This window comes from Aerophototrophica crusticola, from assembly GCF_012913305.1.
GTDB classification, from domain to species: domain Bacteria; phylum Pseudomonadota; class Alphaproteobacteria; order Azospirillales; family Azospirillaceae; genus Niveispirillum; species Niveispirillum crusticola.
The window spans coordinates 3,122,084-3,140,852 of sequence record NZ_CP051775.1 but is presented as its reverse complement, the minus strand read 5'-3'; the positions used below and the strand labels follow the sequence as shown (position 1 = coordinate 3,140,852).

The following is an 18,769-nucleotide window of genomic DNA, read 5'->3' as shown; positions in this document are numbered from 1 at the left end:
AACGGCACCAGGCCTTCGACCGGGTCTGCGTGGGCTCCTTCTCCGGCGCGCGGCTGGCCCGGTTGCGCAAGCGGTTCGGGCCCCGGCTCTGCACCTCCGCCGGGCCGCTGGGGTGGCGCGGGCCTGGTTGGCGGGGAAGGGGCTGCCGTCCGGCCCGCTGGCGCCGGACTGCTTCCAGGTGCCGGTGCGGCAGTACGGGGTGGAGATCGTCACCCCGGGCTTCCTGCGCGCCGCCCATGCCCGCGGCAAGCAGGTGCATGTCTGGACCATCGACGACGCGGCGGAGATGGGCCGCCTGCTCGACCTGGGCGTGGACGGCATCATGACCGACCGGCCCACCCTGCTGCGGCAGGTGATGGAGCGACGAGGCGTGTGGCGGGGCTAGAACGGTCCCCCGTCCTCCGGCATGCGGCTGCGGGCCTCGTCATGCACGGCCTGGTCGTGGCCGCTGCGGTTGCTGATGAAGACCAGGGCCATCAGGCCGCCCCCCACCACCGCCGTGCCCAGGGCGCCCAGGCCCAGGGCGATGAAGCCGCGGACCGAGATGGTCACCGGCCCCTCCGTGCTGGTCCACATGATGACCGCCAGCACCACGGTCAGCGCCAGGATGCCCAGCAGAATGGCGACAAGGAACAGCGCGCCCCGGCCCATAATCCAGTCCCCGAATGGTCTCGCGGCGAGCCTATCGCCCCGCCGGCAAAGCCTCAACCGCCGCATGCCTCCATCGTGCCGCACCCATCTGGACAGGGCCGGGGGGCCGGGGCTAACGTCCGCACCCGGTTTCCCCCGCGTGGCGACAGGAAGTTACCCATGAAGCAAGGTGTGAAGAAGGTCGTGCTCGCCTATTCCGGCGGCCTCGACACGTCGGTGATCCTGAAGTGGCTGCAGGAGACCTACCGATGCGAGGTGGTGACCTTCACGGCGGATTTGGGCCAGGGGGAGGAGCTGGAGCCCGCCCGCGCCAAGGCGCAGATGCTGGGCATCAAGCCGGAGAACATCTTCATCGACGACCTGCGCGAGGAGTTCGTGCGGGACTTCGTGTTCCCCATGTTCCGCGCCAACACCCTGTATGAGGGCACCTACCTGCTGGGCACCAGCATCGCCCGGCCGCTGATCGCCAAGCGCCAGGTCGAGATCGCCAACCAGGTGGGCGCCGATGCCGTGTCCCATGGTGCCACCGGCAAGGGCAACGACCAGGTCCGGTTCGAGCTGGGCTATTACGCCCTGAAGCCGGACGTGACCGTGATCGCCCCCTGGCGGGAATGGGACCTGAACAGCCGCACCGCCCTGCTGGAATTCGCGGAGAAGCACCAGATCCCCATCGCCAAGGACAAGCGCGGCGAGGCGCCCTACAGTACCGACGCCAACCTGCTGCACATCTCCTATGAGGGGAAGGCGCTGGAGGACCCCTGGGTCGAGCCGGACGAGGACATGTTCACCCGCTCCGTCGCGCCGGAGAAGGCGCCGGACGAGGCGGAGTATGTGGAGATCGAGTTCGAGAAGGGCGACGCCGTGGCCGTCAACGGCCAGAGGCTGTCCCCCGCCGCCCTGCTGACCGAGCTGAACCGCCTTGGCGGCAAGCACGGCATCGGCCGGCTGGACCTGGTGGAGAACCGCTTCGTCGGCATGAAGAGCCGCGGCGTCTATGAGACCCCCGGCGGCACCCTGCTGAACGTGGCCCACCGGGGCATGGAGAGCATCACCCTGGACCGGGAAAGCATGCACCTGAAGGACGAGGTGATGCCCCGCTACGCCAAGCTGATCTACAACGGCTTCTGGTTCAGCCCGGAGCGGGAGGCCCTGCAGGCCCTGATCGACAAGACGCAGGAGCGGGTCAACGGCATGGTCCGCCTGAAGCTGTTCAAGGGCAGTGCCCGCGTGGTGGGCCGCAAGAGCCCCAACAGCCTGTACCGGCTGGACTACGTCACCTTCGAGGCGGACAGCGTCTATAACCAGAAGGACGCCGAAGGCTTCATCAAGCTGAACGCCCTGCGCCTGCGGCTGGGGACGATTGCCAAGGGAATGTGAGGGGCGGGCTGTCGGATTACGCTTCGCTAATCCGACCTACGATGCGCCCTCGTAGGTCGGATTAGGCGCGGCAGCGCCGTAATCCGACGGCTCGTGCAACGACGGTTGGCTGTCGGATTACGCTTCGCTAATCCGACCTACGCCTCACTCCCCCTCGCCCTCGCTGTCGCCCAGGCCGTAGCGGCGGAGCTTGACGTACAGGCTCTGGCGGCTGAGGCCCAGGATCTCGGCCGCCGAGGCGCGGTTGTCGCCGGTCAGTTCCAGGGCGGCCTCGATGCAGAGCTGCTCCACCACGTCGGTGGTTTCCCGCACCAGGTCCTTCAGGGGCACCCGGCCCACCAGCTCCTTCAACTGCTGGACGGAGCGGGGCAGCTCGGTCTTGCGGCCCTCCGGCGCAAGGCGGCGGCCCACGTTGCGGATGGTGAAGCCGAAGCCGGGGCGGTCGCCGTCCGGCAGGGACGCGGCCGACACCTCGATGTCCACCGACCCGCCATACTCCCCCCGCAGGGTGGTGGCGTAGAGGCGCACGGCCCCGTGCTGGCGCAGGTTGGCCACCAGCACGTTCAGGTCCACCCCCGGGCGGCCCAGCCAGCGCTCCAGCGACTCGCCCCGCGCCTGCTCCGCCGTGGCGAGCTGGGCCAGGTCCAGGAAGGCGGGGTTCGCCTCCAGGATGCGGCCGTCCGGGTCGGTGACGACGAAGCCGTCGGGCATCCGCTCCAGCAGGGGCAGCAGGGCCGAGCCCTTGGCCGGCCGGGCGATGGCGTGCGCCTCCCGGCCCGCCAGGCGGACCAGGAACAGGGCCGTCCCCTCATGCCGGAACAGGCTGGCGGAGACCCGGAACTCCTGCTCGCCCAGGGCGGCGCGGGCCACCACCTCCTCCGCCCGGCCGGTGGCGCGGACATGGGCCAGCAGGGCTTGCAGCGCCTCGGCGCCCGCCGCATCGAACCCTTCCAGCAGGCTTCGGCCCACGACCGGGTCCATGGCGCCGGACAGCAGGCCCATGGCGGCCGGGTTCGCCTCCGCCACCTTCAGGCTGGCGGCGTCCACGATCAGCACCGGGTCCGGCGTGGCATGGAACAGGATGCGGTAGCGCAGCTCCATCTGGCGCAGGCGGGAATAGTCCCGCTCCACCGCCTGCTGCGCGGCGACCAGCCGCTGCTGCAGGGCGGAGATACCGCGCAGGTCGCGGCCCACCGCCACGACCAACCCGTCCGGGCCCACCTGCACGGCGGTGTACTGCACGGGGATGTCGGCATCATGGGAAGAGGCGTGGTTCACGTGGCGCCAGCGGGGCGACTCGGTCGCCGCGTCGCGCAGCAGCGCCTCCACCTTCGGGCGGCTTTCCACGGTCACCGTGTCGGCCCAGGCGCGGCCCAGCCACTGGCTGCCCCATTCCTGCATCAGCTCCGGGCTGCCATAGGCGATGTCCTGGATGGTCCCGCCCGGGTCCAGCACCAACGCCACGTCACCCGACGCCGCGATCAGGGCCGCGATGGCCTTCGCGTCCAGTGCGCCGAACGACTTGCTCGGGGCCATGAAGTGCGTCACGGCAGCCTCTCGTCCGCGCGGCACGGGAGACGCGCCGGGCATGTCGGGCGCCATCATAGGCATGTTTCGGGCCGGCCTTGTCAAGATTTGTTGACGTCCATAATTATTGACACTTTGGCCCGTCCGACCAGTGGACAGGGTGTCGCCCTCAACCCCTTGACCTGACATATGGTCTTGAGCCATCCAAGCAGCCCGACACATTAGCACAACAGAATAATTCGGGCGGCATTTCTGCCGTCCGGCAAAAAGGCCGCACCGCCATGGATGACGCGGCCCATCAGTTTTTATGCAATGAATTTCTCTGCCTGTACAGGGGCTTGCCGCCCGTCAACGGCACAGTCGTCGGCCCCCACCAGCCCGACATAGTCCGGGTGCAGCGTGAAGATGGGGCCGCCAACCATCACGCCCACTGAACGATTTCGCGAATTCTTGCGGACCGCGCGGATGCAGCCGGCCACCATGTCCAGCTTGGCGCCGCTGCCGCCGGACAGCCCCACCACCGCATACCATTGTTCGCGGACCAGGGCCGCCAGCTCGTCCCGTCCGGACGGGTTGGCGGTGGTCACGTCCCACCCGGCCCGGCGGAAGAACTCCGCTACCATGAACAGGCCGAAGGAATGCTGGTCGCCCGGCGTGGGCAGCAGCAGCACCCGCCGCCGCGGGTCCACCGGCTCCGCTTCCGCCAGCAGCAGGGAACTCATGTCCCGCATGATCGTGCGCAGGTGGCACATGCCCACGGTCACGTCACCAAAATCGCAGAGGTCCTGTTCCCACAGATAGCCCAGATGGCGGGCGGCCGGGGCCAGCAGGTCGGTGAACAGGTGCTCCGGCCGGGCGCCCAGGCGGACGCGCGCCTGCACGAACTCCTGCGCCGGGCCCATCTCCGGCGCCAGCAGCAGCCCGGCCAGGTTCACCACGTCGTCCCCGTGCAGGGGCGTGCGCACCGGGTTGGTGTGCAGCGTGGACGGACCACCGGTCTTCCCGGTGGCGCCATGCGCCAGGAGCAGGCGGGGGACCACCTCGGCCTCCACGGTGCCGCGCAGGCCGAGGGACAAGCTGTCCCCCTGCGGCCGCCGCACCTGCCTGGAACCCGGATCATCCCCGTCGGATGGTGGCTGGCCAGGGCAAGCCTGGACATCCGTTGGCCCTTCGGGACTGTTCCGGGCTGTTTCCCCCTCGATCTTATCGAGCGTGCCCGTCATCTAAGGTCCCCAGGTTTAGGGATTTTTAACCCTACGCTTGCGTCCGGGATTGTCCAACACCGATTTCCGCATGGGCCGTGGGGGTCTCGGCTGCGTTCCCGGCACCCCTCAGCGGACTATAGCGGGGCTCGACTGTCAACATAGATTGACGTCTGATCCTGTTGACGGGTGCGTCCGGGGCGTCTACTCTTCCTGACAGTGGCACTGCAAGGGGCGCCGCCGAACCGGCCCAAGCCCCACCCCGGAAGCGGATTTCCGCAACCGGCCGTGCCGCCGGGGGATGCGTGATGACCCGCCATCAGGAGACCCAAAGCCGCGACAGGTGCCTCTACACGGCAGAGGAGCGGCGGCGGCGCGACTCCACCCCCTGGACCCTGGTGCAGGGCATCCTGGCCCCGGTGCAGTTCCTGGCCTTCATGGTCAGCCTGGCCCTGGTCCTCCGCTACCTCGCCACCGGCGAGGGGTTCGGGGCGGCCACCGCGTCCGTCGTCGTCAAGACGGGGCTGCTCTACGCGATCATGGTCACCGGGGCGGTGTGGGAGAAGGTGGTCTTCGGCCAGTACCTGTTCGCCCGCCCGTTCTTCTGGGAAGACGTGTTCAGCATGGCCGTGCTGGCGCTGCACACGGCTTACCTCGCGGCGCTGGCGGCGGGGGCAATGGGCGCCGTGGGCCAGATGTGGCTGGCCCTGGCCGCCTATGCCGCCTACCTCATCAATGCCACCCAATTCGTCCTGAAGCTGCGCGCCGCCCGCCGCGAGGGGGGCAGCGCCCCCGCCCGTGGACAGGCGCCCGCCCTGGGGGTGCTGCCATGACCGCCGACGGGAACTTCGCCCCAGCCGCCCTCCAGGGCTCCCGCCCCGCGGAGGCCTGCGCGCCCGAGCTGCCGGTGCTGGTGGAGCGCGGCCAGCATGAGGTGTTCTGCGGCCTGACCGGCATCATCTGGCTGCACCGCAAGATCCAGGACGCCTTCTTCCTGGTGGTGGGGTCCCGCACCTGCGCCCACCTGATCCAGTCCGCCGCCGGGGTGATGATCTTCGCGGAGCCGCGCTTCGCCACCGCCATCATCGAGGACCGGGACCTGGCCGGCCTCGCCGACATGAACGATGAGCTGGACAAGGTGGTGGGCCGCCTGCTGGAGCGGCGGCCGGAGATCAAGCTGCTGTTCCTGGTGGGCTCCTGCCCGTCGGAGGTGATCAAGCTGGACCTGTCCCGCGCGGCCCAGCGCCTGTCGTCCCTGCATGCCCCGCGGGTGCGGGTGCTGAGCTACAGCGGCAGCGGGATCGAGACCACCTTCACCCAAGGGGAGGATGCCTGCCTCGCCGCCCTGGTGCCGCAGATGCCGGCGGAGACTTCGGCCTCGCCCCGGTCCCTGCTGGTGGTGGGCTGCCTGGCCGACGTGGTGGAGGACCAATTCCGCCGCCTGTTCGCGGAGCTGGGCGTGGGCCCGGTGCATTTCCTGCCGCCCCGGTCGTCGGGGGAGCTCCCGCCGGTGGGCCCGCAGACCCACCTGCTGCTGGCCCAGCCCTTCCTGGCGGAGACGGCGCGTTTGCTGGAGAACCGGGGTGCGCGCCGGCTGGCGGCGCCCTTCCCCCTGGGGATCGAGGGCACGACCGCCTGGCTGGCCGTGGCCGCCCGGGCCTTCGGCATCGACCCGCTGCGCTTCGACGCGGTCACCGGCCCGAAGATCGAGCGGGCCCGCCGCGCCTTGCAGCGCTACCGCAAGGAGCTGGAGGGGAAGTCGGTCTTCTTCTTCCCGGACAGCCAGTTGGAGATCCCGCTGGCCCGCCTCCTGGCGCGGGAGCTGGGGATGGAGCTGGCGGAGGTGGGCACCCCCTACCTGCACCGCCGCCACATGGCGCCCGAGCTGGCCCTGCTGCCCATGGGCACCTTCCTCAGCCAGGGGCAGCATTTGGACCGGCAGCTGGACCGCTGCCGTGCCGCCCGGCCTGATTTGGTGGTCTGCGGCCTGGGCCTGGCCAACCCGCTGGAGGCGGAGGGGCTGACGACCAAATGGTCCATCGAGCTGCTGTTCTCCCCCGTCCAGGGCTATGAGCAGGCGGGGGACCTGGCGGAGCTGTTCGCCCGCCCCCTGCGCCGCCGGGCCAAGCTGGCGCGGCTGGCGGAGGCACCGGCCCGGGCGGAGCCCGTCCGCATCCTGGCGGCGGGGGAATAGGCCATGCAGCTCACCCTCTGGACCTACGAAGGGCCGCCCCATGTGGGGGCCATGCGGGTCGCCACCGCGCTGAAGGACGTGCACTACGTGCTGCACGCGCCCCAGGGCGACACCTATGCCGACCTGCTGTTCACCATGATCGAGCGGCGGGACCGCCGCCCGCCGGTGACCTACACCACCTTCCAGGCCCGGGACCTGGGCGGCGACACGGCGGAGCTGTTCAAGGAGGCGGCCCGCGACGCGGTGGCCCGGTTCAAGCCGGCGGCCCTGCTGGTGGGCGCGTCCTGCACGGGGGAGCTGATCCAGGACGATCCGGGCGGGCTGGCCCGGGCGCTGAACCTGCCCATCCCCGTCATCCCCCTGGAACTGCCCAGCTACCAGAAGAAAGAGAACTGGGGCGCCGCGGAGACCTTCTACCAGACGGTCCGGGCCCTGGCCGGCCCGTCCGCCCCCCAACCGGGCCGCCCCCGCCCGGCCCCGGCGGACGGGCCGCGCCCCAGCTGCAACATCCTGGGCCCCACCGCCCTGGGCTTCCGCCACCGCGACGACGTGGCGGAGGTGGTGAAGCTGCTGGGCACCCTGGGCATCCGCGTGGCCGTGGTGGCGCCGATGGGGGCCGCGGCGGACGACATCGCCCGGCTGGGCGAGGCCGACTTCAACGTGGTGCTGTACCCGGAACTGGCCCTGTCCGCGGCCCAATGGCTGAAGCGCACCTTCGGCCAGCCCTTCACGACCGTGGTCCCCATCGGCACCGGCGCCACCCGCGACTTCATCGCGGAGGTGTGCGGACTGGCCGGCATCCCCGTCCCGCCGGGGCTGGAGGAGGGGGCAGCCCGGGCGCCCTGGTACAGCCGGTCGGTGGACTCCACCTACCTGACCGGCAAGCGGGTCTTCATCTTCGGCGACGGCACCCACGCCGTGGCCGCCGCCCGCATCGCCACGGAGGAGCTGGGCTTCGAGGTGGTGGGCCTGGGCACCTACAGCCGCGAGATGGCGCGGGAGGTGCGGGCCGCCGCCGGTCGCCTCGGGATCGAGGCCCTCATCACCGACGACTACCTGGAGGTGGAGGCGAAGGTCGCCGAGCTGGCGCCGGAGCTAGTGCTGGGCACCCAGATGGAGCGGCACATCGCCAAGCGGCTGGGCGTGCCCTGCGCCGTCATCTCCGCCCCCGTGCATGTCCAGGACTTCCCCGCCCGCTACAGCCCGCAGATGGGGTTCGAGGGCGCCAACGTCATCTTCGACAGTTGGGTCCACCCCCTGATGATGGGGCTGGAGGAGCACCTGCTGGGCATGTTCCGGGAGGATTTCGAGTTCAACGACGGCGCCGCCCCGTCCCACCTTGGTCCCGGGTCGAAGGTCCCTGCCGCGGTGGCCAGGGCGACTGTCCCCGCCATCATCCCCGCCGCCAACGACCCCGCCCCGGCTGGCCCCTCCGGCTGGACCCTGGAGGCCGAAAGGGAACTGCAGAAGATCCCGTTCTTCGTCCGCGGCAAAGCCCGCCGCAACACCGAGCGCTTCGCCCAGGAACGGGGCGTGGCCCTCATCACCGTCGAGACGCTCTATGACGCCAAAGCCCACTTCGGCCGCTGAGCCGACGGTGCCGGTACGCATCGTCATCGTCACCCTCGACAGCCACCTGTCGGCGTCGGTGGCGCGGGCGGAACGCGCGATGGCGGGGGACCTGCCCGGCCTGACGGTGGCGCTGCACGCCGCGTCCGATTGGGGCAACGACCCCCGGTCGCTGGAGCGCTGCAACGCGGACATCGCCCGGGCGGACCTGGTCATCGCCACCATGCTGTTCATGGAGGACCACATCCAGGCGGTGCTGCCGGCCCTGAAGGCGCGGCGGGACAGTTGCGACGCCATGGTCTGCTGCATGTCGGCGGGCGAGGTGATGAAGCTGACCCGCCTGGGCCGCTTCTCCATGAGCGCGGAGGCGCGGGGGCCGCTGGCGCTGCTGAAGCGGCTGCGCGGGCGAAGAAGGAAGGTGGGGGCAGCGCCGATGGCGGCGCCCGGCAGATGGCCATGCTGCGCCGCATCCCGCAGATCCTGCGCTTCATCCCCGGCCCGGCCCAGGACGTGCGGGCCTATTTCCTGACCCTGCAATATTGGCTGGCCGGCAGCGACCAGAACGTGGAGCACATGCTCCGCTACCTGCTGGACAAGTTCGCCGACGGCCCCCGCAAGGGGCTGCGCGGCACGCTGAAGGCCAGGCCGCCGGCGGAATACCCAGACGTGGGCGTCTACCACCCCCGCCTGCCCGGCCGCATGGCGGAAAAGGCGGACCGGCTGCCGGAGCCGAAGGGCGGGGCCCGTGGCACCGTGGGCCTGCTGCTGATGCGGTCCTACGTGCTGCCCGGCAACACCGCCCATTATGACGGGGTGATCGCGGCGCTGGAGGCGCGGGGGCTGAAGGTGATCCCCGCCTTCGCCAGCGGGTTGGACAACCGGCCGGCGGTGGAGCGGTTCTTCCTGAGGAACGGCCGCCCGGTGGTGGACGCGGTGGTGTCGCTCACCGGCTTCTCCCTGGTGGGCGGGCCCGCCTACAACGACGCGGCGGCGGCGGAGCGGATGCTGGCCACGCTGGATGTGCCCTACCTGGCCGCCCACGCGCTGGAGTTCCAGAGCTTGGAGCAGTGGGAAGGCTCCGACCGCGGCCTGATGCCGGTGGAGGCCACCATGATGGTGGCGATCCCGGAGCTGGACGGCGCCACGGGCTCCATGCCCTTCGGCGGCCGGTCGGACAAGGGCACGGGCGAGGGCGCCCGGGACATGCGTCCCCATGGGGAGCGGACATCCATGCTGGCGGCCCGGGTGGCAAGGCTGGTGGCCCTGCGCAAGACGCCGGTGGCCCAGCGCAAGGTGGCGGCGGTGCTGTTCAACTTCCCGCCCAATGCCGGGGCCACGGGCACCGCGGCCTTTCTGTCGGTCTTCGCCAGCCTGTTCAACACCCTGAAGGCCATGAAGGCCGAGGGGTATGCGGTGGACCTGCCGGACAGCGTGGACGCCCTGCGCGACCGGGTGCTGGCCGGCAACGCGGAGCGGTTCGGCGCCGACGCCAATGTCCATGCCCGCGTGTCCGCCGAGGAGCATGTGCGCCAGGAGCCGTACCTGAGGGAGATTGAGGCCGCCTGGGGCCCGGCGCCGGGCCGGCAGCTCACCGACGGGCGGTCGCTGCTGGTGCTGGGCGCCCGGTTCGGCAACGTCTTCGTCGGGGTCCAGCCGGGCTTCGGGTACGAGGGCGACCCGATGCGGCTGCTGTTCGAGAAGGGCTTCGCCCCCACCCACGCCTTCAGCGCCTTCTACCGCTGGATCCGCCAGGATTTCGGGGCCGACGCGGTGCTGCATTTCGGCACCCACGGGGCGCTGGAGTTCATGCCGGGCAAGCAGACCGGCCTGTCCGCGGCCTGCTGGCCGGACCGGCTGATCGGCGATGTGCCGAACATCTACCTCTACGCCTCCAACAACCCGTCGGAAGGCACCATCGCCAAGCGGCGGTCGGCGGCCACCCTGGTCAGCTACTTGACCCCGGCCATCGCCCAGGCGGGGCTGTACCGGGGCTTGGCGGACCTGAAATCGTCGCTGGAGACCTGGCGCGGGCTGGACCCGGCGCAGCGGGACCCGGCCGGGGACTTGGCGGCCCTGCTCCAGGCCCAGGCCGCCGCCGTCAACCTGGCGGACGCGGAGCCCGCCTGGGGCCCGGCCGCGGAAACCCACATCGCCCGGCTGGGCGAGGCGGTGCTGGAGTTGGAATACACCCTGATCCCCCACGGGCTGCACGTGGTGGGGCAGCCGCCGGACGCCGCGGCCCGCACCGACCTGTTGCAGGCGGTGGCGGAGGCGACCCATGGCGCCCGGCCCGCCCGCGCCTCCCTCGCCGCCCTGGCGGAGGGGGCTTCGCCGGAGCAGGCCCTGGCCGCGGGCGGCGTGGCGGTGACGGCGGAGTCCGTGGCCCTGTTCCGGCAACTGGCGGAGACCAACCGCCTGCTGGCCCAGGACAACGAGCTGCCGGCCCTGCTGCGCGCCTTGGACGGGCGGTTCGTCCGGCCCACCGCCGGCGGCGACCTGATCCGCAGCCCGGCCGTGCTGCCCACCGGGCGCAACCTGCACGGCTTCGACCCCTACCGCATCCCCAGCGCCTTTGCCCTGGCGGACGGGGCGCGGCAGGCCGGGCGGCTGCTGGCCCGCCACATGGCCGACGGCAACCCGATGCCGGAAAGCGTGGCCCTGGTCCTGTGGGGCACGGACAATTTGAAGAGCGAGGGCGGGCCCATCGCCCAGGCCCTGGCCCTGATGGGGGCGAGGCCCCGCTTCGACAGCTATGGCCGCCTGTGCGGCGCCGCGCTCATCCCCTTGGAAGAGCTGGGCCGGCCGCGGGTGGATGTGGTGCTGACCCTGTCCGGCATCTTCCGCGACCTGCTGCCGCTCCAGACCCGCATGCTGGCGGAGGCGGCGTTCCTGGCGGCCAGCGCCGACGAGGACCCGGAGCAGAACTTCGTCCGCAAGCACGCCCTGGCCCACATGGCCAAGCATGGCTGCGACCTGGAGACGGCGGCCCTGCGGGTGTTCAGCAATGCCGACGGGGCCTATGGCGCGAACGTCAACCAGCTGGTGGACAGCGGCATCTGGCAGGAGGAGGACGAGCTGGCGGAGGCCTATTCCCGCCGCAAGTGCTTCGCCCACGGCCGCGACGGCCAGCCCCAACGGCAACCGGCCCTGCTGGAAAGCGTGCTGGCCGGGGTGGAGCTGGCCTACCAGAACCTGGAGTCGGTGGAGGTGGGGGTCACCACCATCGACCACTACTTCGACACGCTGGGCGGCATCAGCCGCGCCGCGGTGCGCGCCAAGGCGGCGGCCGGGGCCAAGGGTGCTCCGGTGCCGGTCTATATCGGCGACCAGACCCGCGGCGAGGGGTTGGTGCGCACCCTGTCGGAGCAGGTGGCGCTGGAGACCCGCACCCGCGCCCTGAACCCCAAATGGTACGAGGCCATGCTGGAGCACGGCCATGAGGGCGTGCGCCACATTGAGGCGCAGGTCACCAACACCCTGGGCTGGTCGGCCACGACCGGCCAGGTGAACCCCTGGGTCTACGACCAGCTGACCCGCACCTTCATGCTGGACGAGGCCATGCGGGAGCGCCTCGCGGCCCTGAACCCCAAGGCGTCGGCGCGGGTGGCCAACCGGCTGCTCGAGGCTCACCGGCGCCAATACTGGTCCCCCGACGACACCATGCTGGCGGCCCTGCGGGCGGCGGGCGACGCGCTGGAGGACCGGCTCGAAGGCATTGATGAAAGGGCGGTCGCATGACCATGGCAGCAGGCACCAGGCCGATGCGCGGCAAGGGGGACGGCGACGGCAGCGTGCAGGTGCACCTGGACCCCGGGATGACCATCGGCTCGGCCAAGGTCTTCTCCGTCTACGGCAAGGGCGGCATCGGCAAGAGCACCACCAGCTCCAACCTGTCCGTGGCCTTCGCCAAGCTGGGCAAGCGGGTGCTGCAGATCGGCTGCGACCCCAAGCACGACAGCACCTTCACCTTGACCAAGCGGCTGGTGCCCACCGTCATCGACGCGCTGGAGGCGGTGAACTTCCACTCCGAGGAGCTGCGGGTGGAGGACTTCGTCTATGAAGGGTACGCCGGGGTGATGTGCGTGGAGGCGGGCGGCCCGCCGGCCGGCACGGGCTGCGGCGGCTATGTCGTGGGCCAGACGGTGAGGCTGCTGAAGGAGCACCACCTGCTGGACGACACGGACGTGGTGGTCTTCGACGTGCTGGGCGACGTGGTCTGCGGCGGCTTCGCGGCCCCCTTGCAGCATGCGGACCGGGCGCTGATCGTGGCGGCCAACGACTTCGACAGCATCTTCGCCATGAACCGCATCGTCGCCGCCATCAAGGCCAAGGCGAAGAACTATGAGGTGCGGCTGGGCGGGGTGATCTGCAACCGCAGCGCCGGCACCGACCAGATCGACAAGTACAACGCCGCCGTGGGCATGGAGATGCTGGCCCACTTCCCGGACCTGGACGTGATCCGCCGGTCCCGGCTGAAGAAGTCCACCCTGTTCGAGATGGAATCCTCGCCGGAGCTGGAGGCGGTGAAGGACAGCTACCTGCGCCTCGCCGCCCGGCTGTGGGCCGGCACGCCGCCCGCCGCCCCGTCCGCCATGAAGGACCGGGACATCTTCGACCTGCTGGGGTTCGACTGATGCAGAGCGCCACCTATCTGCGCCGGCGCGACCGGCTGGAGACCTACTTCGACCGCACCGCGGCGGAGGCCTGGTCGCGCCTGACCTCCGACGCGCCCGTCAGCCGCATCCGCGCCACGGTGCGGGCGGGGCGGGACCGGATGCGGGCCACGCTGCTGTCCTGGCTGCCCCAGGACATGACCGGCCTGCGCCTGCTGGACGCCGGATGCGGCACCGGCGCCCTGGCGCAGGAGGCGGCCCGGCGCGGCGCCACCGTGGTGGCCGTGGACATCGCCCCCACCCTGGTCGATCTGGGGCAGGAACGGGCGGGCGGCGCCTTCGGCACCGGCAGCGTGGAGTACCGGGTGGGCGACATGCTGGACCCGAATCTTGGCAGCTTCGACCACGTCGTCGCCATGGACAGCCTGATCCACTACCCGGCGGCGGAGATCACGGCCGCCCTGGCCGGCCTTTCCGCCCGTACCCGCGGCAGCGTCCTGTTCACCTTCGCCCCGCGCACCCCGGCCCTGTCGGTCATGCACGCGGCGGGCAAGCTGTTCCCCCGCGGCGACCGCGCCCCGGCCATCGAGCCGGTGGGGGAAGGCCATTTGCGCGGCCGGCTGGGCACCGCCTTGTCGCCGTTGCGCTGGCAGGTGGGCCGGACGGAGCGGGTGGCCAGCGGCTTCTACACTTCCCAGGCCATGGAGCTGGTCCCGAGATGACCCGGAGAAGCTCCCCCCTGGTGACGGCGTTCATGCGGCTCGGCCCCGCCGTGCTGCCCTTCGCCGACGCGGCCACGGCGGAGCTGCCCCTGTCGCGCTTGCTGCGGCTGGCCCTGTTCCAGGTGTCGGTGGGCATGGCGGTGGTGCTGCTGAACGGCACCCTGAACCGGGTGATGATCGTGGAGCTGGGGGTGCCCACCTGGCTGGTGGCGCTGATGGTCTCCCTGCCGCTGGTGTTCGCGCCGCTGCGGGCCCTGGTGGGCTTCAAGTCGGACACGCACCGGTCCTTCCTGGGCTGGCGGCGGGTGCCCTACATCTGGTTCGGCACGCTGCTGCAGTTCGGCGGCTTCGCCATCATGCCCTTCGCCCTGATCCTGCTGTCCGGCGACAGCAACGCGGCCCCCTGGGTGGGCACCGCGGCGGCGGCCCTGGCCTTCCTGCTGGTGGGCGCGGGCCTGCACACCACGCAGACCGCGGGCTTGGCGCTCGCCACCGACCTGGCGCCGGAAGCGGCCCGGCCGCGGGTGGTGGCCCTGCTCTATGTCATGCTGCTGCTGGGCATGGCGGGCAGCGCCTTCCTGTTCGGGGCCCTGCTGGCGGATTTCGGCCAGGTCCGGCTGATCCAGGTGATCCAGGGGGCCGCCCTGGCCACCATGGTGCTGAACGTGCTGGCCCTGTGGAAGCAGGAGCCGCGGCGCCCCCACCTGACCGCCCCCGGCAAGCCCCGCCCCCGCTTCGCCGAAGCATGGGGGGAGTTCCGGGCGCAAGGGCGCGCCACCCGCGTGCTGGTGGCCGTGGGCCTGGGGACCGCCGGGTTCAGCATGCAGGACATATTGCTGGAGCCCTATGGCGCCCAGGTGCTGCACCTGTCGGTGGGGCAGACCACCTTGCTGACCGCCCTCATGGCCTTGGGCACCCTGGCCGGCTTCGCCCTGGCCGCCAAGCGCCTGGCCGGCGGCGGCGACCCGTTCCGGCTGGCGGCCCTGGGCTGCCTGGTGGGCATCGCCGCCTTCTCCGCGGTGGTCTTCGCCTCCCCCCTCGCCTCCGCCGCCCTGTTCCGGGCGGGGACCGTGCTGATCGGCGTCGGCGGCGGGCTGTTCGCCGTGGGCACCCTGACCGCGGCCATGGAATTGGCCGACGCCGCCGGCGGGCGCAGCGGCCTGGCGCTGGGCGCCTGGGGGGCCGTGCAGGCCACCGCCGCGGGCCTGGCCATCGCCTTCGGCGGCGCCCTCCGCGACATCATCGGCGGCTTGGCCCTGGACGGGCGGCTGGGACCCGCCTTGGCAGACCCGTCCGTCGGCTACTCCGCCGTGTACCACCTGGAGATCGCGTTCCTGTTCGCCACGCTCGTGGCGGTCGGGCCCCTCGTCCGCCGGAACCCAACCGGGTCCGACAGGCGGGACCGGCCGCCGGCCCGCTTCGGCCTGGCCGAGTTCCCCGGCTAGCCCCGTCCCCTGGAGGTTTCCATGCCCACTGGCGCCATCACCGGATACATCGACGTCGCCCAGCTCGTGCTGTACGCCTTCTGGGTCTTCTTCGCGGGGCTGATCTGGTACCTGCACCGGGAGAACAAGCGGGAGGGCTACCCGCTGGTGGCGGAGGACCGCCGGACCGAGAGCCGGGTGCAGGTGCAGGGCTTCCCCGCCGTGCCGCCGGCCAAGACCTTCCTGCTGCGCGACGGCACCAGGTACCTGGCGCCCCGGGCAACATCGACGACCGCGCCATCAACGCCGTGCCGGTGGCCAACTTCCCCGGCGCGCCGCTGCAACCGCTGGGCAACCCCATGGTGGACGGCATCGGCACCGCGTCCTACGCCCTGCGCGAGGACATGCCCGACCTGACCGCCGAGGACCAGCCCCGCATCGTCCCCATCCGGGTGGACCCACACCATTACGTCTCACCGGAAGACCCCAACCCCATCGGCATGCCGGTGATCGCCGCGGACAACCGGGTGGCCGGCGTGGTGGTGGACCTCTGGGTCGACCGGTCGGAGCCGCGCGTCACCTACCTGGAGGTGGAGATCGAGGTGGCCGGTGGCTACCAGCGGGTGCTGCTGCCCTTCACCATGGCCAAGGTGGACCGCCGCCGCGGCCAGGTGCGCACCGGCACCGTGCTGGCCGCCCAGTTCGTGGACGCGCCCCGGCTGAAGAACCCGGACGTCGTGACCAAGCTGGAGGAGGACAGGATCTGCGGCTACTTCGCCGGCGGCTACCTCTACGCCACCCCTGACCGGAAGGAGCCGCTGCTATGATCGCGGAGCACGGGTCTGAGCCGGTCCTGGGCCTGCCTGGGCCCCTGCCGGCGGGGGAAAGGCTGCTGTGGCAGGGCCGGCCGGACTGGAAGGCGCTGGGCTTACGCGCCTACCGGGTGCGGGCGGTGAGCATCTATTTCGGCCTGCTGCTGGCCTGGCGGGGGGTGACCACCGTTTATGACGGCGGCACGCTCGGGGACGCGCTGGTGAACATGGCCTGGCTGCTGCCGCTGGCCCTGTCCGCCGTGCTGATCCTGGGCCTGCTGGCCTGGCTGGGGGCGCGGGCGACGGTTTACAGCGTCACCGACCGGCGGGTGGTGATCCGCTGCGGCGTGGCCCTGCCCATGGCCGTCAACCTGCCCTATGCCATCGTCGGTTCCGCCGCGGTGAAGACCTTCCGCGACGGGACCGGCGACCTGCCGCTGAAGCCGGTGAAGGGCGCCCGCGTCTCCTACGTTGCCCTGTGGCCCCATGTCCGGCCCTGGAAGTTCGGCTGGCCGGAGCCGGCACTGCGGGCCGTGCCCGACGCAGCCCATGTGGCGGGCCTGCTGGGCCAGGCCCTGGCGGCGGCCGCGGAGGCCCGCCCGGCGGCCGAAATGGTGGCAGAGACGAAGCCGGCCGCCGCGGTGCAGGCCACCCCGTCCCGCCCGGCGCCCACGGGCGCCCTGCTCGGGGGGCCGGGGCATGACCACGCAGGCTCCCGACCCGTTCGTGCCGCGCGGCGTGCTGTTGGGCATTGGTTCCCTGCTGGCCGTGGCCATCCTCGGCGCCGGCCTGACCCGATCCCAGGGGCCGGCGGGCGGGGTTGGGGAGCCGGCGGCCACCATCCTGGAAAGCCGGTCCTTGCGCTTCGCCGACAGGAAGGACGGGGCCGTCACCGTCACCGACGCAAGCGACGGGAGCGATGTCGCCGTGCTGCCCCCGGGGGGCGACGGCTTCATCCGCGGCACCCTGCGCGGCCTGAACCGCGAACGGGTCCGCCGGGGCTTAAGCGACGAGGTGCCGCTGACCCTGGCGCTCCAGGCGGACGGGCGGCTGCTGCTGTCCGACCCGGCCACGGACCGCATCATCGAACTCGGTGCCTTCGGACATACCAACAAGGCGGCCTTCGCCCGGCTGCTCACCACCCAGACAGGGGGGACCCCATGATCGGCATCCTCGCGAAGCCCTTCACGCCCATGACCAGCGCCATCGAGGCCCGCGCCCGCCGGCCGTCCGCCCAGACCGGCGTCGCCAGCCGCACCTACCCGTGCCTGGTGGACATCGAGAACACCGGCGACAGCCTGCACGCCCACGTGGACCTGTCCGGGGTGGAGGTGGGGCCGGGGGACACGGTGCTGGTGCATGGCGCCCCCACCCGCGTGGCCTTCGGGGAGAAGGGCACCTGGCGCTGCACCGCCACGGTGGTGAAGGCGGGCCGGTTCGGCCGGGCCTGGACCAAGCTGACGGCCTATCTCGGCCTCACCGAACTGTACGAAGTGTCCTTCAGCCCCGGGAGCGTGTCATGATCGCCATGGAGGGCGGCGCCGCCCATGCCACCACCGTCACGGTGGACACGACCGAGATCGCCAAGACCGACACGCTGCTGAGCCCCCGCTTCTACACCACCGACTACGCGGCCCTGGACAGCATCGACGTGTCCGCCGTGCGGGGGGAGTGGGACGCGCTGCTGGCGGAGCTGGAGCGGGACGAGAACCGCCGCCACTTCACCCGGACGGAGGCGTTCCAGGAATCCTGGAAGACCATCCCGGACGATCTGCGGCTGGACTTCACCGACTTCCTGGTCAGCTCCCTGACGGCGGAATTCTCCGGTTGCGTGCTGTACGCGGAGGCCAAGAAGCGGGTGAAGAACCCGGACATGAAGCGGCTGTTCTCCTTCATGGCGCGGGACGAGTCCCGCCATGCCGGCTTCATCAACGAGTCGCTGAAGGATGTCGGCATCGGCGTCGACATGTCCTTCCTGACCAAGGCGAAGAAGTACACCTACTTCCAGCCCAAGTTCATCTTCTACGCCACCTACCTGTCGGAAAAGATCGGCTACGCCCGCTACATCACCATCTTCCGCCATTTGGAGCGGAACCCGGACCGGCGCTTCCACCCGATCTTCAAATGGTTCGAGCAGTGGTGCAACGACGAGTTCAGGCATGGCGAGGCCTTCGCCCTGGTCATGCGGGCCAACCCGGCCCTGCTGTCGGGCCTGAACCGGCAGTGGATCAAGTTCTTCCAGCTCGCCGTTTTCGCCACGATGTATGTGCGCGACCACATGCGGCCCGCTTTCCACAAGGCGCTGGGGGTGGACCCCACCGACTATGACCGCACGGTCTTCCGCATCACCACGGAGATCTGCCGCCAAGTCTTCCCCCTGACCCTGGACATCGAGAACCCGGCCTTCCTGGCGGGGCTGGACCGGCTGTACCAGCTGAACCTGGGCATCGCCGAGGCGAAGCGGCAGGGCGGCGTCGCCGGCAAGGGGCGGCAGGCGGCCCTGTCCGCCGCGGCCGCGGCCACCTTCCTGCGGCTGTACCTGATCCCCGCTGTGCCCAACGACCTGCCCGCCCAGGTCCGCCTGGCCCCGGCCTGGTGAGGGGACGGCGGATGGAACGGCTGCGGCATCCTTGCCTGGTGAAGTCCCAGCCCCCGCGTCGGGGATGGGAAGAGCCTGA

General features: G+C 71.1%; 16 protein-coding genes and 3 pseudogenes. 16 read left to right on the top strand and 3 right to left on the bottom strand.

Annotation, left to right across the window (positions count from 1 at the left end):
* Nucleotides 1-112: 112 nt before the first annotated feature.
* Both HHL28_RS18850 and HHL28_RS18845 read left to right on the top strand, forming a co-directional pair.
* Nucleotides 113-280, top strand: a pseudogene (locus tag HHL28_RS18850) (hypothetical protein); the annotation flags it as partial.
* Nucleotides 281-286: 6 nt separating this feature from the next.
* Nucleotides 287-385 carry a hypothetical protein gene (locus HHL28_RS18845; RefSeq protein ID WP_404326948.1) on the top strand — a complete coding sequence of 33 codons (99 nt, stop codon included), beginning with the start codon at nucleotides 287-289 and terminating at the stop codon, nucleotides 383-385.
* On the opposite strand, the gene HHL28_RS15340 is transcribed toward HHL28_RS18845, so the two are convergent.
* Nucleotides 382-651, bottom strand: a complete 270-nt coding sequence (locus HHL28_RS15340) for a hypothetical protein (protein WP_169655410.1) — start codon at nucleotides 649-651, stop codon at nucleotides 382-384. The two genes, HHL28_RS18845 and HHL28_RS15340, sit on opposite strands and share 4 nt — an antisense overlap.
* Before the next feature lie 159 nt (nucleotides 652-810).
* On the opposite strand from HHL28_RS15340, the gene HHL28_RS15335 reads away from it, so the two are divergent.
* Nucleotides 811-2,028 carry an argininosuccinate synthase gene (locus tag HHL28_RS15335; RefSeq protein WP_075771761.1) on the top strand — a complete coding sequence of 406 codons (1,218 nt, stop codon included), beginning with the start codon at nucleotides 811-813 and terminating at the stop codon, nucleotides 2,026-2,028.
* A 144-nt stretch (nucleotides 2,029-2,172) separates the two neighbouring features.
* On the opposite strand, the gene ppsR is transcribed toward HHL28_RS15335, so the two are convergent.
* Nucleotides 2,173-3,564, bottom strand: a complete 1,392-nt coding sequence (gene ppsR / locus HHL28_RS15330) for a transcriptional regulator PpsR (RefSeq protein WP_075771762.1) — start codon at nucleotides 3,562-3,564, stop codon at nucleotides 2,173-2,175.
* Nucleotides 3,565-3,860: 296 nt separating this feature from the next.
* On the bottom strand, nucleotides 3,861-4,631 hold the full coding sequence (locus HHL28_RS15325; protein ID WP_083699203.1) for a cobalamin B12-binding domain-containing protein: 771 nt from the start codon (nucleotides 4,629-4,631) through the stop codon (nucleotides 3,861-3,863).
* Nucleotides 4,632-5,065: 434 nt separating this feature from the next.
* Between HHL28_RS15325 and bchF the strand changes: the two genes are divergently transcribed.
* The 13 genes and pseudogenes from bchF (at nucleotide 5,066) to acsF (ending at nucleotide 18,690) form a co-directional block, all read left to right on the top strand.
* Nucleotides 5,066-5,590, top strand: coding sequence for a 2-vinyl bacteriochlorophyllide hydratase (gene bchF, locus HHL28_RS15320; RefSeq protein WP_075771764.1), 525 nt, complete (start codon nucleotides 5,066-5,068; stop codon nucleotides 5,588-5,590).
* Complete coding sequence (locus HHL28_RS15315) at nucleotides 5,587-6,951, top strand: ferredoxin:protochlorophyllide reductase (ATP-dependent) subunit N (RefSeq protein ID WP_075771765.1); 1,365 nt, start codon at nucleotides 5,587-5,589, stop codon at nucleotides 6,949-6,951. The genes bchF and HHL28_RS15315 overlap by 4 nt, the downstream gene beginning before the upstream one ends.
* Nucleotides 6,952-6,954: 3 nt before the next feature.
* Nucleotides 6,955-8,541: a ferredoxin:protochlorophyllide reductase (ATP-dependent) subunit B gene (gene bchB / locus HHL28_RS15310; RefSeq protein WP_075771766.1), complete on the top strand. Its 1,587-nt coding sequence runs from the start codon at nucleotides 6,955-6,957 to the stop codon at nucleotides 8,539-8,541.
* A gap of 7 nt (nucleotides 8,542-8,548) precedes the next feature.
* Nucleotides 8,549-9,049 carry a DUF3479 domain-containing protein gene (locus HHL28_RS19140; protein WP_449686843.1) on the top strand — a complete coding sequence of 167 codons (501 nt, stop codon included), beginning with the start codon at nucleotides 8,549-8,551 and terminating at the stop codon, nucleotides 9,047-9,049.
* Nucleotides 8,971-12,258 (top strand): magnesium chelatase subunit H, encoded by a 3,288-nt coding sequence (locus HHL28_RS15305; protein ID WP_449686841.1) that lies wholly within the window; start codon nucleotides 8,971-8,973, stop codon nucleotides 12,256-12,258. The genes HHL28_RS19140 and HHL28_RS15305 overlap by 79 nt, the downstream gene beginning before the upstream one ends.
* Before the next feature lie 2 nt (nucleotides 12,259-12,260).
* Nucleotides 12,261-13,154 (top strand): ferredoxin:protochlorophyllide reductase (ATP-dependent) iron-sulfur ATP-binding protein, encoded by an 894-nt coding sequence (gene bchL / locus HHL28_RS15300; protein ID WP_404326947.1) that lies wholly within the window; start codon nucleotides 12,261-12,263, stop codon nucleotides 13,152-13,154.
* On the top strand, nucleotides 13,154-13,855 hold the full coding sequence (gene bchM / locus HHL28_RS15295) for a magnesium protoporphyrin IX methyltransferase (protein WP_075771769.1): 702 nt from the start codon (nucleotides 13,154-13,156) through the stop codon (nucleotides 13,853-13,855). Before bchL ends, bchM begins: the two co-directional genes overlap by 1 nt.
* Nucleotides 13,852-15,300, top strand: a complete 1,449-nt coding sequence (locus HHL28_RS15290) for a BCD family MFS transporter (RefSeq protein ID WP_075771770.1) — start codon at nucleotides 13,852-13,854, stop codon at nucleotides 15,298-15,300. The genes bchM and HHL28_RS15290 overlap by 4 nt, the downstream gene beginning before the upstream one ends.
* Before the next feature lie 21 nt (nucleotides 15,301-15,321).
* Nucleotides 15,322-16,106: pseudogene (puhA, locus tag HHL28_RS15285) on the top strand (photosynthetic reaction center subunit H).
* Nucleotides 16,103-16,573, top strand: a pseudogene (puhB, locus tag HHL28_RS15280) (photosynthetic complex putative assembly protein PuhB); the annotation flags it as partial. The pseudogenes puhA and puhB, both read left to right, overlap by 4 nt.
* A 217-nt stretch (nucleotides 16,574-16,790) precedes the next feature.
* Nucleotides 16,791-17,255: a photosynthetic complex assembly protein PuhC gene (puhC, locus tag HHL28_RS15275; protein WP_075771773.1), complete on the top strand. Its 465-nt coding sequence runs from the start codon at nucleotides 16,791-16,793 to the stop codon at nucleotides 17,253-17,255.
* A complete protein-coding gene (locus HHL28_RS15270) occupies nucleotides 17,252-17,614 on the top strand; it encodes a hypothetical protein (protein WP_404326945.1) in 363 nt (120 codons plus the stop codon). Before puhC ends, HHL28_RS15270 begins: the two co-directional genes overlap by 4 nt.
* Nucleotides 17,611-18,690, top strand: a complete 1,080-nt coding sequence (gene acsF / locus HHL28_RS15265) for a magnesium-protoporphyrin IX monomethyl ester (oxidative) cyclase (RefSeq protein ID WP_075771774.1) — start codon at nucleotides 17,611-17,613, stop codon at nucleotides 18,688-18,690. Before HHL28_RS15270 ends, acsF begins: the two co-directional genes overlap by 4 nt.
* Nucleotides 18,691-18,769 lie beyond the last annotated feature (79 nt).